Genomic DNA, 13,480 nt, shown 5'->3' with positions numbered 1-13,480 from the left:
GTCGCGTGCTCAGGCCGCCTTCTGTGCGGGCGTACGGGGCAGACCGAAGTCTTCCGGGAAGTGATCGAGTGCGGACATCACCGGGAACGGCGTCATGCCGCCCATCGCGCAGAGCGAACCGGACACCATCGTGTCGCACAGTTCGCGCAGCAGGGTGATCTGCTTCACCGAGGTATCGCCTTCACGGATCTTCGCGATGACTTCCTCGCCGCGCGTCGAGCCGATGCGGCACGGCGTGCACTTGCCGCACGATTCGAGCGCGCAGAAGTGCATCGCGTATTGCGCGAGTTCGGCGAGGTTCGAGGTGTCGTCGTGAATCACGAGACCGCCGTGACCCACCACCGCGCCGACCTTCGCGTATTCCTCATAGTCGAGCGGGATGTTCCACTGGCTTTCCGGCAGATAGGTGCCGAGCGGGCCGCCTACTTGCACCGCACGCGCCGGACGGCCGCTCGCGGTGCCGCCGCCGTATTCGAAGATCAGCTCGCGCAGCGTCACGCCGAACGCCAGTTCGACGAGTCCGCCTTGCTTCACGTTGCCTGCGATCTGGAACGGCAGCGTGCCGCGCGAGCGGCCCATGCCGAAGTCGCGATAGAACGCCGCGCCCTTCGCGAAGATGATCGGCACGGTGGCGAGCGTAATGACGTTGTTGATGACGGTCGGCTTGCCGTAGAGGCCGACCAGCGCCGGCACCGGCGGCTTCGCGCGGACGATGCCGCGCTTGCCTTCGAGCGATTCGAGCAGCGCCGTTTCCTCGCCGCACACATAGGCGCCGGCGCCTTTCGCGACCACCAGCTCGAACGCATGCGACGAACCCAGCACGCTCGCGCCGAGCCAGCCGGCGTCGCGGGCACGGTCGATCGCGCGATTGAGCGTCGCGATCGAATGCGGATACTCGCTGCGCACGTAGATATAACCCTTCGTTGCGCCGACCGTTACGCCCGCGATGATCATGCCTTCGATCAGCATGTACGGATCGCTTTCCATCACGAGACGGTCGGAGAACGTGCCCGAGTCGCCTTCGTCCGCGTTGCAGACGATGTACTTCTGGTCCGCGAGCGCCGCGCGCACTGTCTTCCACTTGATGCCCGCGGGGAACGCGGCGCCGCCGCGTCCGCGCAGACCGGAATCGATGAGCGACTCGACCACGGCGTCGCCGTTCATGTCGAGCACGTTGCGCAGGCCCTGCAGTCCGCCGAGCGCGACGTAATCGTCGATCGACAGCGGATCCGTGATGCCGATGCGCGCAAAGGTCAGGCGCTGCTGGTTCTTGAGATACGGAATCTCGTCGACGACGCCGACGCGCTTTGCATGCGCGCCGCCTTCGTGGAAACCGGCATCGAACAGCGCGGCGATGTCTTCGGCCTCGACGTTCGCATAGCCGATGCGGCCTTCGGCCGTTTCCACTTCGACCAGCGGTTCGAGATAGAAGAGGCCGCGCGAACCGTTGCGCACGATCTGCACGTCGAGGCCGCGTTGCTGCGCCTCGCTCGCGACGGCTTCGGCGACGGCTTGCGCGCCCAGTGCGAGCGCGGCGGAATCGATCGGAACATAGATGCGCGTCATGCCGTCACCTCTGACACTTTGGCCTGTGCGGCGGCAAGGAGACGGTCGAACTTCGCGGGGGTCACGCGCGCGTGCAGTTCGCCGTTGATCATCAGCGCAGGCGACAGCGCGCACTGGCCGAGGCAGAACACCGATTCGAGCTCGGTGTCTTCCGCGTGACCGCTGTCGAAGCGGCAGCCGGTATGGCCTTCGATGTGTTCCTTAAGCGTCTCCGTTCCCATGCTGCGGCAGGCTTCTGCTCGGCACAGCTGTACGGTGACGCGCGCGGGCGGCGCGGAACGGAAATGGTGGTAGTAGGTGATGACGCCGTGCACTTCGGCGCGCGACAGCGACAGGGCGCGTGCAAGCGGCGCGATAGCCGTCTCCGGCACATGGCCGACTTCGTCCTGGATGGCATGCAGGATGGTCATCAAGGTAGCGCCTTGCACGGCGTGACGACGCACCAGCTCTTCGGATGCAGCGGCGTTCGGCTGCGTAGATGTCATTGGGGGCTCCTCCAACGCTCGGCATATGTTTTGTGGTACATATTTGAGTCGATATAATTTCAGGTGCCGAGCCTGCAAAAGAACAATAGGCGTCGTGATATATCCTGGCAATAGGAGGGGAGAGTACATATGGTTGATGTCGAATGCCGCGCCGAGCTGGTCCTGCGGGACGCCGATGGCCGGGAAACCAGTCTCAGCGCGGTTGTGCCGCTGCTGCAGCTCGTCGCACAAACAGGCAGCATCGCGAATGCCGCGAACGCTAAGGGTTTGTCCTATCGGCATGCATGGGGTTTATTGCGGGATATCGAAGCGCGTCTCGGCGGCGCGCTCATCACCAAGTCACGCGGGCGCGGTTCGGTGCTCTCCGAACTGGGTGAGTCCGTGCTGCGTGCGCAGCGGGTCTGCGGCGACCGGCTCGCCGCGCCTTTGGAAGCCGTGGCGACCGAGGTGGCGGGCGAACTGAATCGGCGTCTCGCGGGCGATGTCATGCAGGTGCGGATCCATGCGTCGCACGGCTATGCGGTCGCGACACTCGTGCGTGCGCTCGGCGAGCAGCGCGTGCCGGTCGACATCAAGTATCGGGAAAGTGCGGAGGCGGTGAGTGCGCTGGCGCGCGGCGAGTGCGAACTGGCGGGCTTCCATCTGCCGATCGGCGAATTTCGCTCGACCTGTGCCGACATCTATCGTCCGTGGCTCGATCAGCGCAAGCATCAGCTGATCCGTCTCACGCGCCGCACGCAGGGCCTGTTTCTGCCGAAGGGCAATCCGAAGCGGATCATGGGCCTGCGCGATCTGGCGCGCCACGACGTGCGCTTCGTGAACCGGCAGCCTGGGTCGGGCACGCGCATGCTGCTGGATCTGTCGCTGCGGCGCGTGGGCGTGGATCCGGACCAGATCAACGGTTACGCAACCACTGAACTCACGCATTCGGCGATTGCCGCGTTCGTCGCGAGCGGCATGGCCGATCTCGGCTTCGGCGTGCAGCCCGCGGCGCAGCATTTCGCGCTCGACTTCATTCCGATCATCGACGAGGACTATTTCTTCGCCTGCGAACGCGCGCGGCTCGACGAGGCGCGTCTGGCCTCGGTCCTGCGGACCTTGCGCAGCCCCGGCTTCACCGATAGCGTCGCGCACCTCGAGGGCTACGATCCGGCGCGCTGCGGCACGGTGGTCGATGTCGATGAAGGACTGCGCGGGTAATACACCGCAACGCGCGGTAAGCGAGTGGACCGGCTGCGGAACTGCCATGGGCGGCGAATTGGGTTAACCTAACGCCTTGCTGTCAGACTTTCCGTTCAAGGCGCGGTTTCGCCGCGCGACTATCGCCATGAAACTCTCGTTGCTCGCTTGTTCCGCCGCCGCGCTCGTCGCCGGCGCCGCTTATCTGGTTCCTGTTGCCTTTGCCCAGAACTCGCCCGGCCTGCCCGGCGGCATCCTGCAAGACCAGTTCCGTCTCAACGAACATCCGCAGATGCAGTTCGCTGCCTCCGCGCCGTCCGGCAAGTATCAGAACGGCAAGTCCGCCATGCGCCGCCGCGGCGACGCCGGTGATCCGGACGGCTGTAACCTGAAGTGCCCGAAAGACGGCTCGAACTGATCGTCAAGAACTGTGTTTCCGCGGTGCGTATTCTCGCGCCGCGTTTTCCCCTCCCGCCGCACCCTCCGCGCGAACGCGTTCGATTGACGCGGCGCCGCACGGTTCCGCCCACTTTTCTGTCGCGACCGAAAAACACTACCTGATGGCGTGCGTTTGATATGACGTCAGGAGTACGTTAACCGTGCGCGGCGCTCCGAGTTTTTCTGGCGGGCGCCTTGATTCTCATAACGATAAAAACAGGAAGTGCGCCGACTGGCCGGTGACGCGATTCATCGCGCGCGCGGCCGGCGGCAACGAGGACACCCCTACGTTGGCAGGATGGATCGGGCTCCGGGCGCTTCGGAATAGCCGAGGGACAGCATACATGCGAATTCTCCAGGTCATACTGGCGCCTCGCCTTTCGGGGGCGGAGGTGATCGCGAAGGGCGTGGCGATCGGTCATCAGCAGGGAGGACACAGCGTCTGCATTGCGTCGCTGATGCCCGAGCACGACGATTTCGCCCACATCAGCGCGGAACTCCAGGCCCATGACGTGATCCGCCTGTTTCCGAAAAAGCCGCTTGGGCGGCTCGGACGTCTGCTGTTCCTGCAGCGGGCGATTCGCACCTTCAAGCCCGACATCATCTTTGCGCACGCGACGATTCCCGCGCTCTACGTCCGCGCCTTGCCGACGCGCGTGCCGATCGTATGGGTCATGCATTCCGGTGTGAACGATTTCGCGAACGGCGTGTTGCTGCGAGCGGAACGCCTGCTCTCGGGGCGCGCGAAGGCGGTGATCGGGGTGTCGCAGAAGAACATCGACGAGTACGTGCAGGAAATCGGCTCGCATCCGTCGATGATCGTCGTGCCGAACGGCGTCGATGTCTCGCACTTCACGGACGAGACGCTGCCCGCCGCGCCCGTCGCCTACAGACAGATCGTGCAGGTGGGCCGCTACATTCCCGAGAAGAACCAGTTGCAGACGGTCGAGGCGTTCGCGCACGTGGCCCGCGTGGATCCCGATGCGCGCTTGCGGCTGTGCGGCGTGATCGAGAATGTCGCGTATCACGCGGCGGTGGTCCAGCGCGTCGCGCAGCTCGGGCTCACGGAGCGCGTGGCGATCGACGGGCCGCAGATGCAGGTCGCGCAGATCCTGCGTGCGTCGTCGGTGTTCGCGATGCCGTCGAGCTTCGAGTCGCAGGGCATCAGCTTCCTGGAGGCGCTTGCATCGGGCATACCGGTGGTGGCGAGCGCGATCGCCGCCTTTGCCTTCGCGAGCAACTTTGCCGGCGTGCAGTTGCTCGATACCGCCGACATCGACGCCTATGCCCGCGCGCTCCTCGACGCGCTCACGCAGCCGCGCGCCGAACGTCCGCTCAACGGTCTCACCTTGCAGAGCACGGCGGACCGTTATCTGGCGATCGCGCGCGATGTGCTGAATCTGCGGGTCGGTCTGGGCTAGGTTCGAGGGTGGAGGCCGGTTTCATCGGCCCCAGTAGCCGAGCGTCTTGAGCCACAGCGACTCGGAGAACAGCCCCGGCAGATCGCCCCAGAGCTGCACAGGACCGAGATTGAAGCCGGTGTCGAAGTCGCGGCCCGCCACGCTCGGCGGCCCACCCGTGTAGTAGAACTCGCCCAGACGCGCATTGGCGCGCCCGAAGAGCACCAGCGTCGCGTGATTGTCGTGATCGTTGCGGCGGATCAGCGCGGGCATCGAATCGGCGTAGGAGGTGTCGGCGAGCGTCGCGGTTTCGTGCACCGCGCCGAACACCTTGCCGCCCTTCATCGTGAAGACGCGCGTGCCGGTTGCATCGCCGCGCGGTTCGAGGACGACGAGATCGTCGATGCCGTCGCCGTCGATATCGCCCGCCACCACTTTCACGAATGCCGCCCGGAACTGCGGCCAGACGTTCGTGCGATAGGCCGGCGTGAAGCCGGTTCCGCTGCTCATGAACTGCGAGAGCGTGAGCGCGCCGTTCACGTCCTCGAACGCGATCAGTCCCGCACGGCGCGCGTCAGCCGCGCCCGCGACGCGCGCGGGCATGAAGCGCGCGCTCGCGTCGAGTTCGGGCGCCTCCAGCCAGCGCGCTGGCGCGTTGCCGCCCGACGGACCCGCCGTCAGCACGTCGAGATCAAGTCCCGCGTCCTGGCGCTTGCGGGCGATCAGCACGTCGGCGCGGCCATCGCCCGTGAAGTCGCCTGCGATGTATTGCTGCGCGTCGGCAGGCGTCCACTCGGAACTTGTCTGATACCAGAGACGCGGCGCCGCGAAATGCGACCCCGTGCTCTTCAGCAGCCAGAACGCGGTGCCGCCGTTGCGCGGCGTGATGACCATCAGGTCGGCGCGGCCGTCGCCGTCGAAATCGGCGAGCAGAAAGCGGGCGCTGTCGAAGCAGAGAGCGTCGCCGGTGCAGGTGGGCGTGAGCGTCGCGTGCGGATCGAAGGGCACGGCGTTCAGGTACCACGGCGACGCCTGGTCCATGCGCGACATCTCCGCCACCCACACGTTGAAACCCGGCCCGTCCTTGCGACGCTGCACGTAGACGACGCTGTCGCGGCCCGCGCCTTTCACGTCGCCATAGAGGGCGCCTTCCTGGCGCGTGTCGGTCCAGACCGTCTGCGGCGACGGCGACCAGCGGTATTGCGCGGTCAGCAGCGAGCAGCGGCCGGCGTCCAGCAGGCCGTCCTTCTCGCCGAGGCAGTGATCGAGCGGCGTGTAGACGAAGCCGAAGTCCCACGGCGTCCAGCGCTGCGCCGGGCTCGACGGGCTGCAGGCTTGTTCGACGAAGCCGGCGTCGCGCTCCGCGATGCAGCCGCGCGTGGCGGCGTTGACGAGCAGGGCGTCGTTCTTTTCGCCTGGCATGACCGGCAACTGCTGCCAGAACCAGTTCTGCGACGGCGCGCCCGAGCATGCCGCAAGCCGTGGCGCGCGGCCCGTGCCGGACGATTCGATGCAGCGGCTCGAATATTCGTTGACGAGCTGGAAAGGGCGCAACTGGAAATCCGGGCCCGGATCGTTCGAGCGGGCCGTCGTGCGATACCGCCGCGCCACCCAGTTGCCGTCCCACATGTATTCGCCGAAGACGTGGCCTGCATCGTTGCCATCGATCGCAAAATAGCTGCCGATGACATCGCGCTTCGCCTGGGTCTCGTCGGCGCTCAGGTTCTTGGGCAGTCCGCCAGTTGGGTACGTGATGTGATAGCTGATCGGCACGCTGCGCTTCAGGCTCTGCGCGACCGCGCGGGTGATGCGGGCGGCGTAGATATGGTCCGGGTGCTCCATGAACGCGACCGTATCCGGATTGAGCGTGTAGATGTCCGTGGCGGGCATCAGGATCTCGCGCAGCGTGGCGCTCAGCGAGGCGCGGTCGTAGCGGGTGGCGCCGGAGCCGTCGGCGTTCATCGGATGAGTGGTGAGGGTCTGGCCGCGATCCCAGAGCAGGCCGAGCGGCACCTTGCCGCCGCGCACATGTCCGCCGGGCAGGCGCAGTTCGAGCAGCTTCACCTTCGGCTGGGGCTTGAGCACGATCTGATGGACCGGCTTGCCCGCGAACATGACGGTCGATTCGTCCCATTCGTCGGCGACGCCGGCCATGCGGGCATAGGCGAGCTTGGTGCCGGTCTCGCGCAGCACGACGTAGTCGAACTTCGCGTCGTTCGAGCCGCCGATCAGATGGACGACGGTGACGCACCAGCCCGCCTTCAGCTTGTCGCTGATGCCGGGGTTGACGAACAGCAGGTCGTCGTCGAGATGCGCGACGACGGTGACGAGCGTGCCGGCGCTGCAATCGGCGGAGGGCGGGGCGGCGCTTGCCGTGAGCGGCGCCAGCGCGAGGATCGACAGCAGCGCGACCCGCGCGACAGATGCCCATACGGCCACGCTGCGACTCAACGATATGCCTTTGCCCATGCTGTCCCCGTCAGCGACGCCGGCGCGCCTGTTGGTTCACAGGATAAAGCAGGAGAATGCGCCTGTGCGGGTCAGGCGGTCGGTGGCCGAGCGAACACGCGTGCGGAGTGGTCATGCGGCGTGGTGTCGCAAATGGCCTGAGACGGGGTATTCGGACCGCTCTGATTCGAAGGCAAGGTTTGCGCGCCTATTCTTTTGTCCGTAGACGGGACTGTGGAGGTCCTTGCTACGTCTCTCTGGATCTTCACCCCGCTTCGTGCGGGGTTTTTTTTGATGGGGTGCGGGAGTGCTTCGGCGAAGCGTTCAGAAGCGGTAGAGCAGAGAGGCCGTGCCGTTGAGGTCGAGGCGGCGCTCGGTGACCGGACTGCCTGCCGCGTCGTGCTCGAGGCGGACTGCGACGGCCGCGATGTTCGCCGACCAGTGCCGGCTGAGCGTGCCGGTCGCGCTGACGTTGAAATGAACGTCGCGCAGGCCGGCGCCCGTGTCGTAGCGCGGCACGCCGGATGCCGCGCTTTCCTGCGGCGTGATGCCGAAGAAGGTTCGCGTGTATTCGCCGATGGCCCACGTGAGGCCTGGATTCATCGAAAACAGCCACTTGCCGACGGGCGCTGACACCAGCAGATCGCCCGTTGCCGTCAGACCCTGCCGGTACCCGCAATGTCCTGGTACACCGCCGCCGCGGCGGTGAACGCCCACACCGTGTAGTCGCCGAACAGCCGCAGCTCGGGCCATAGTGAATATTGGGAGACTGTCCAGTCGGCTGGCGGCTCGGGTTCATCGGCGCGCGCGATGCTCGTCGTGCAACAGGCGGTGAACGCGGCAAGCGCCGCAGCACACCTCGCAGCCGTTGCGGCGAAGGTCACGGCTTGATCGCCACGGCGCTCAACTGTCGTAGACGTCGCGCCAGCGCTCGCGAGACGACCCACGGCATGGCCCAGCCGTCGTAGTTGAAGGTGATCGACAGCAGAAGCAACGCGCGCACGTTCGGACGCTGCTGCGCGACGGCGGCCGCCAGCGTCGCGCCCATCGACAGGCCGCACACCGAGACGTGCTCGTGTTGTGCCGCGAGTGCATCGAATTCGGCGAGCGCCGCGTCGATCCACTGCTCCATCGGCGCGTGGCCCGTGCCGGCGCTGTAGCCGGCGAGTGTCGGCACGTGAGTCGTGAGGCCTTCTTTCGCGAGCGCGCGGGAAAGATAGCGCAGTTCCGCCGGGGTGCTCGACAGGCCATGCAGCAGGAATGCGCCGGTCGGTGTAGCGAAGCGTTCGCACACGCATTCGCCTGCCTGCCAGTCGGATCCGCTCATGAATCGCATGCGGTAGTGACCCGCCATGCGATCGCTTACGCGGGCGAGATCCTCCTGGTGCGCTTGCAAACGCTTCGCGCCGAATGTCACGCCGGAAGATAACGGTGGATCGTCGAGGTCGCCGGCCGCTGTTGCAACGGCGCTGCGCGGGCGCGAGCGGGTCGCGGGATCGAGCGCCTTGATGAGAATCAGCGAACGGTTGAAATGCGGGAGGTGATGCATTGGGAATCCGAATCGATGCGCGATTCGTAATCGCGGAGCGTGACGCTGTGTGCTTCGAGTGGCCTTGGCCCGCTTGATGACCACCGAAGCTTTTGGTTAGGGGAACCTGAGGCCGCACTCTCTCTTTCCGCCCGTTCAAAACAACGCAATCTACGTTGCAGAACCTCGGTCCGCCCCATCGCCGACCAGATCGACGGACGCGGCCGAGCCGGTTCTGAGAAGCGCCGCAAGATCAGATTGCTGCAGTTCGACGAACCGTTGCCTGACCCAGCGCGTGTCGGAGCCGTCGCCGCGACGATAGAGCGTGACGCCGAGTACTTCATGGCTGATCAACGTGTCGTCTCCGATGCCTACGATCTTCTCGACGGTTTCATGCGTCACTTGCAAGTACCACCTGCCGCACCGGCTCTCGAACGAATCGCCGGCTCTAAACGTGTAGGCCGGCGACGAAGTCTCTGTCTCGAGCATGACCTTCCTCGAGATTTTCATGATCTCGTGGAGGGCTCGCTTCATCTCGACGCTTTCGCGTCCTCGGCGACGCAAGTCCGAGAGCGACAATCCGAACCGTTCCTGAGCGTTCTTCTCGCGCAATGCCGAGGTGATATCCGCGTCGATCCGTTCGACGAACCGGATGTCCAGTGCGCACTTGAATGCGTCATGGACCCAGAAGAACCAGCCGTGCGCGAACCCTTTCACCTGTCCGCGCGTGTCGGAGAAGGACACGGTTTCGAGCGGAACGCGCCGCGCTGCGCGTGGCTTCACAGGCGGTTCCCCGCGCATCATGCTTCTCCCTTTCGTTCCTCTGGATTGTTCGAGACGAGGTCGTGCATCGCGATGTCCAGCGCTGCATGCCATGCATGAGCCCAAACACGCGGTGTCTATCAGAAGAGAGTCTCGAAAAAAACCGCACCGGGCGCTACTGGAGAAATCTGAAACAGAGGAGGTCAGCGCGCACATCGCGTCGACTGAAGTGAAGGCGAAAAAAAACCCGCGTAAGGCGATGACCTTATGCGGGTTTTCCGGAGGATTTTTGGTGGAGGCGGCGGGAATCGAACCCGCGTCCAGAAGCGCTCTACGAACAGTTCTACATACTTAGTTCTGTCATTTGATTTAACTGCCACGACGCGGACGAACACGCTGCGTGACGGCGATTCACTAAATTTTCGACCTTGGCGTCGTGACGCCGCAAAGGCTTATCTGACGTATATGACCTCTCGTGGTATTGCTACCCTAACCCGTCAGCGAATTAGTGAGAGGACGGCTAGCCCTTAGGCTGCCAGTGCGAACGTATCGTCGTTTGCAGTTACGTTTTTCCCATTGATTAACGAGGTGACGGGTCCTCGGTATGCCCTGACCGCTTCACAACCCCTGTCGAAACCAGGTCGCCCCCGAAACGGAACGGTGATTATCCCACGAAACACCAGATGGGGCGAACCGCAGGATTCTCAAGCCGCGCTTTCGGCCGCTTTTCAGCGCTCTCTCAACCGATATCGCGCAGCAACTGCTGCAGCTCTTCCGGCGTGTCCACCACATGGTTGGCATGCCAGCGACGCGGCGGAATGTCGTCGCCGCAATAGCCGTAGGCCGCCGCGACCGTGATCATGCCGGCCGCGAAGCCCGCCTGCACGTCGCGGAGATCGTCGCCGACATAGACGATGCGTTCCGGCGCGACATCGAGCAATTCGGCCGCGTGCAGCAGCGGCGCCGGATGGGGCTTCGAATGCGGCGTCGTGTCGCCGCAGACGAGGCAGCCGGCGCGCGCGTCCAGTCCGAGCAGCGCAACGAGCGGCTCGGACAGCCGCGTCACCTTGTTCGTGACGATGCCCCAGCGCACGCCGCGGGCATCGAGCTGGTCGAGCAGTTCGAGGATGCCGGGAAAGAGCGTCGTCTCGATACACAGATCGGCTTCGTAGTTGGCGAGGAATTCGTCGCGCATCGCCGCGAAGTCGTGATGTTCCGGGCCAATCTCGAACGCGCCGCCCAGCAGCCCACGCGCACCCGCCGACGCAAACGGCCGCAGCAGCTCCAGCGGCCGCATTTCGAGGCCGCGGTCGTGACGCATCTTGTTGACGGCCGCGACGAGGTCGGGCGCGGTGTCGGCGAGGGTGCCGTCGAGATCGAACAGCACGGCCTGGCAGAGCCCGAGGCCGTCCCGCTCGGCGACGCGCTGGGGCAGGGGCGTGGGGTCGTCCGGCAATGGCTGGGTGTCGAGGGTACCCGTAACGAGGGGATCTTCTGGGTTCATGGCGTCAGGCTTCGCGGCGGCAAGCCATCATGTAGTTGATGCTCGTGTCGTTCGACAATCCGAAGTGCTTCGAGATCGGCCGATAGGTGATGCCCTTGATATCCACGGGCAGCAGCGATGCCGTTCGCGCGAAGGTCGCGAGTTCCGACGGCTTGATGAAGCGCGCGTAATCATGCGTGCCGCGCGGCAGCATGCGCGCGATGTATTCGGCCCCGATGACGGCGAACAGGTAGGCCTTCGCGTTGCGGTTGAGCGTGGAGAAGAACACCCAGCCGCCCGGCTTCACGAGCATGGCGCATGCGGCCACGGTGCCGGCGGGATTCGGCACGTGCTCGAGCATTTCCATGCAGGTGACGACGTCGTAGGAGGCCGGCTCGCGCGCGGCGAGCGCCTCCGCCGAAATCTCCTCGTAGGCGACTTCGACACCGCTTTCGAGGCTATGCAGGTCCGCGACGCCCAACGCGCTCGACGAAAGATCGATGCCCTTGACGCTGGCGCCGCGCGTGGCCATCGATTCCGACAGGATGCCGCCGCCGCAGCCGATATCCACCACGCGCTTGCTCATCAGGTGGGCGTGGGCGTCGATCCAGTCGAGACGGACCGGGTTCAGCTCGTGCAGCGGCTTGAACTCGGCGTTCGGGTCCCACCAGCGATGCGCGAGCTCGCTGAATTTCTGTAGTTCGTGGGGATCGACATTGGTCATGTTGGGAATTGCCCTGGATTGAGTCGTGAAACGCTCGGTTATCGATTAGGCCGAGTATATAGGCGTCTCCGGAGGCGGGCAAAAAGGGGCCGGCCCGGGATTGCCGGGAAGGGTGAATCCGCCGTGTCCAGGACATGCCCAGGGACACGCGAAAAGACATAAAAAAACCCCCGCCGAGGCGGGGGTTTGATCTGCGGTAATCCGACTCGCGATTACTGCTGCGGCTGACGCGTCGTGCCGACAACTTCGACTTCCACGCGACGATCCGGCGCGAGGCAGGCGATGAGTTGCTTGCGGTTCTTCTGCTGGCACTTTCCGCCCGTGACCGGGTCACGCTTGCCCTTGCCTTCCGTGTAGATACGGTTGGATTCGATGCCCTTGCTGACCAGGTAAGCCTTGACAGCTTGCGCACGGCGCAGCGACAGACGGTTGTTGTACGCGTCCGAACCGATGCGGTCCGTGTAACCCGTTGCAACCACGACTTCGAGGTTCAGCGCGCCGATCTTCGATGCCAGATCGTCGAGCTGTTGCTTGCCGGCCGGCTTCAGGACTGCCTTGTCGAAGTCGAACAGGGCGTCAGCCTGGTAGGTAACCTTCTGCGACTGGATGACCGGGGGCGGCGGAGCGACCGGTGCCGGCGGCGTCGGTGCTTGCGCGACCAGCGCGCCATCGCACTTTGCGTTTGCCGTAGCCGGGGTCCAGAATGCATCGCGCCAGCACAGTTCGTTCGTGCCGTTCATCCACACATACTCGCCCGTGCCGTTCACCCAGTTGTCATTCACTGCTTGTCGCGAGGCCGGCACCGACTGTGCCGAGGCCGATGCAGCCATAACTGCGGTAGCTGCAATGAACGCGAGCTTTGAAAGTTTATTCATATTTCTCCTCTCGAAATTGAGATTACCGCAGGTTTACTGCGAGCCTGTAGACGAAGACAAGTCATACATTGCTCGAAGTATAACATTCCCTACGGAACAAAACGCCCTGTATAGACTTCGAGCAGTGTCTAACTTTGTGCGTTGGCATTTTGCCATATCGTTCCCTTGCAACGATAAAAATATCCCCGCACCCTCAAGCCCCGCAACCTTATGTGGTGCTTCCGCAACATGATGGGGACAGGAAGCGGCGCACGCCAAAGAAGGCGCAAAACGTGCGCACATTACGTGCCTGAGCGCCATTTTCTGCGGGATTTCAACGCTGAATCTTTTGCCGCCGACAAAACGGCGAGGCGGCATCATAGCCCGTTCACATGACCAACCGACGATACGCGTTCCCGCGATTTTGTAAATGTTTGGAACAGCGTTGCGCATTGCGAACTTCGGGTTCGCCATCCGGTTACGACTGCTGATCCGTGACACACACACTATGTATACGCACGGCGTCCGGTCGAGCAGGTGGCGCATGTTAGAATTTCCTGATGCGCTGCGTTCGCAGTGTGTGAAAAAGCCTGAAGCAAAGCCACGAAGCGAG

Annotated in this window: 13 protein-coding genes and 1 other RNA gene; 3 read left to right on the top strand and 11 right to left on the bottom strand. The window is 64.3% G+C overall.

Going from position 1 to position 13,480, the window contains the following annotated elements; translation table 11 throughout:
• Positions 1-9: 9 nt before the first annotated feature.
• Positions 10-1,566 (bottom strand): NADH-ubiquinone oxidoreductase-F iron-sulfur binding region domain-containing protein, encoded by a 1,557-nt coding sequence (locus tag QCE62_RS11685; protein WP_309917917.1) that lies wholly within the window; start codon positions 1,564-1,566, stop codon positions 10-12.
• Positions 1,563-2,051, bottom strand: coding sequence for an NAD(P)H-dependent oxidoreductase subunit E (locus QCE62_RS11680; protein ID WP_309917915.1), 489 nt, complete (start codon positions 2,049-2,051; stop codon positions 1,563-1,565). Before QCE62_RS11680 ends, QCE62_RS11685 begins: the two co-directional genes overlap by 4 nt.
• A gap of 129 nt (positions 2,052-2,180) precedes the next feature.
• Here QCE62_RS11680 and QCE62_RS11675 point away from each other — a divergent pair, with 129 nt between their 5' ends.
• From QCE62_RS11675 to QCE62_RS11665, 3 genes are all read left to right on the top strand, one after another.
• Entirely contained in the window at positions 2,181-3,251 is a 1,071-nt protein-coding gene (locus QCE62_RS11675) for a substrate-binding domain-containing protein (protein WP_309809344.1), read from the top strand.
• A gap of 127 nt (positions 3,252-3,378) precedes the next feature.
• Positions 3,379-3,648, top strand: a complete 270-nt coding sequence (locus QCE62_RS11670; protein ID WP_309917914.1) for a hypothetical protein — start codon at positions 3,379-3,381, stop codon at positions 3,646-3,648.
• Between the two features lie 364 nt (positions 3,649-4,012).
• On the top strand, positions 4,013-5,089 hold the full coding sequence (locus QCE62_RS11665) for a glycosyltransferase family 4 protein (RefSeq protein ID WP_309917912.1): 1,077 nt from the start codon (positions 4,013-4,015) through the stop codon (positions 5,087-5,089).
• Positions 5,090-5,110: 21 nt separating this feature from the next.
• Here QCE62_RS11665 and QCE62_RS11660 read toward each other — a convergent pair whose 3' ends face one another.
• The 9 genes from QCE62_RS11660 to ompA form a co-directional block, all read right to left on the bottom strand.
• Positions 5,111-7,519 carry a VCBS repeat-containing protein gene (locus tag QCE62_RS11660; RefSeq protein ID WP_309917908.1) on the bottom strand — a complete coding sequence of 803 codons (2,409 nt, stop codon included), beginning with the start codon at positions 7,517-7,519 and terminating at the stop codon, positions 5,111-5,113.
• Positions 7,520-7,840: 321 nt separating this feature from the next.
• The gene (locus tag QCE62_RS11655; protein ID WP_309917906.1) at positions 7,841-8,152 is read right to left on the bottom strand and encodes a MipA/OmpV family protein; all 312 of its coding nucleotides are present in this window, start codon (positions 8,150-8,152) and stop codon (positions 7,841-7,843) included.
• A 20-nt stretch (positions 8,153-8,172) separates the two neighbouring features.
• Positions 8,173-8,400: a hypothetical protein gene (locus tag QCE62_RS11650; RefSeq protein ID WP_309917903.1), complete on the bottom strand. Its 228-nt coding sequence runs from the start codon at positions 8,398-8,400 to the stop codon at positions 8,173-8,175.
• Positions 8,397-8,843: an alpha/beta hydrolase gene (locus QCE62_RS11645; protein ID WP_409017854.1), complete on the bottom strand. Its 447-nt coding sequence runs from the start codon at positions 8,841-8,843 to the stop codon at positions 8,397-8,399. Before QCE62_RS11645 ends, QCE62_RS11650 begins: the two co-directional genes overlap by 4 nt.
• Before the next feature lie 372 nt (positions 8,844-9,215).
• The gene (locus QCE62_RS11640; RefSeq protein WP_309917902.1) at positions 9,216-9,848 is read right to left on the bottom strand and encodes a hypothetical protein; all 633 of its coding nucleotides are present in this window, start codon (positions 9,846-9,848) and stop codon (positions 9,216-9,218) included.
• A 248-nt stretch (positions 9,849-10,096) separates the two neighbouring features.
• Positions 10,097-10,455, bottom strand: a transfer-messenger RNA (tmRNA) gene (ssrA, locus tag QCE62_RS11635).
• A gap of 90 nt (positions 10,456-10,545) precedes the next feature.
• The gene (gene gph / locus QCE62_RS11630) at positions 10,546-11,310 is read right to left on the bottom strand and encodes a phosphoglycolate phosphatase (RefSeq protein ID WP_309809321.1); all 765 of its coding nucleotides are present in this window, start codon (positions 11,308-11,310) and stop codon (positions 10,546-10,548) included.
• A 4-nt stretch (positions 11,311-11,314) separates the two neighbouring features.
• Positions 11,315-12,013, bottom strand: a complete 699-nt coding sequence (ubiG, locus tag QCE62_RS11625) for a bifunctional 2-polyprenyl-6-hydroxyphenol methylase/3-demethylubiquinol 3-O-methyltransferase UbiG (RefSeq protein WP_309917898.1) — start codon at positions 12,011-12,013, stop codon at positions 11,315-11,317.
• Between the two features lie 212 nt (positions 12,014-12,225).
• Positions 12,226-12,888, bottom strand: coding sequence for an outer membrane protein OmpA (ompA, locus tag QCE62_RS11620; protein WP_309809318.1), 663 nt, complete (start codon positions 12,886-12,888; stop codon positions 12,226-12,228).
• Between the last annotated feature and the right edge of the window lie 592 nt (positions 12,889-13,480).

The organism is Caballeronia sp. LZ033, from assembly GCF_031451265.1.
Lineage (GTDB): Bacteria > Pseudomonadota > Gammaproteobacteria > Burkholderiales > Burkholderiaceae > Caballeronia.
This window is presented reverse-complemented; position numbering and strand designations above follow the sequence as displayed.

Bases quoted from the DNA above. Each gene is read 5' to 3' on its own strand.
- QCE62_RS11680 (WP_309917915.1), bottom strand. From the start codon at position 2,051: ATGACATCTACGCAGCCGAACGCCGCTGCATCCGAAGAGCTGGTGCGT.
- ubiG (WP_309917898.1), bottom strand. From the start codon at position 12,013: ATGACCAATGTCGATCCCCACGAACTACAGAAATTCAGCGAGCTCGCG.
- gph (WP_309809321.1), bottom strand. From the start codon at position 11,310: ATGAACCCAGAAGATCCCCTCGTTACGGGTACCCTCGACACCCAGCCA.
- QCE62_RS11670 (WP_309917914.1), top strand. From the start codon at position 3,379: ATGAAACTCTCGTTGCTCGCTTGTTCCGCCGCCGCGCTCGTCGCCGGC.
- QCE62_RS11675 (WP_309809344.1), top strand. From the start codon at position 2,181: ATGGTTGATGTCGAATGCCGCGCCGAGCTGGTCCTGCGGGACGCCGAT.
- ompA (WP_309809318.1), bottom strand. From the start codon at position 12,888: ATGAATAAACTTTCAAAGCTCGCGTTCATTGCAGCTACCGCAGTTATG.
- QCE62_RS11665 (WP_309917912.1), top strand. From the start codon at position 4,013: ATGCGAATTCTCCAGGTCATACTGGCGCCTCGCCTTTCGGGGGCGGAG.
- QCE62_RS11685 (WP_309917917.1), bottom strand. From the start codon at position 1,566: ATGACGCGCATCTATGTTCCGATCGATTCCGCCGCGCTCGCACTGGGC.
- QCE62_RS11640 (WP_309917902.1), bottom strand. From the start codon at position 9,848: ATGATGCGCGGGGAACCGCCTGTGAAGCCACGCGCAGCGCGGCGCGTT.
- QCE62_RS11645 (WP_409017854.1), bottom strand. From the start codon at position 8,843: ATGAGCGGATCCGACTGGCAGGCAGGCGAATGCGTGTGCGAACGCTTC.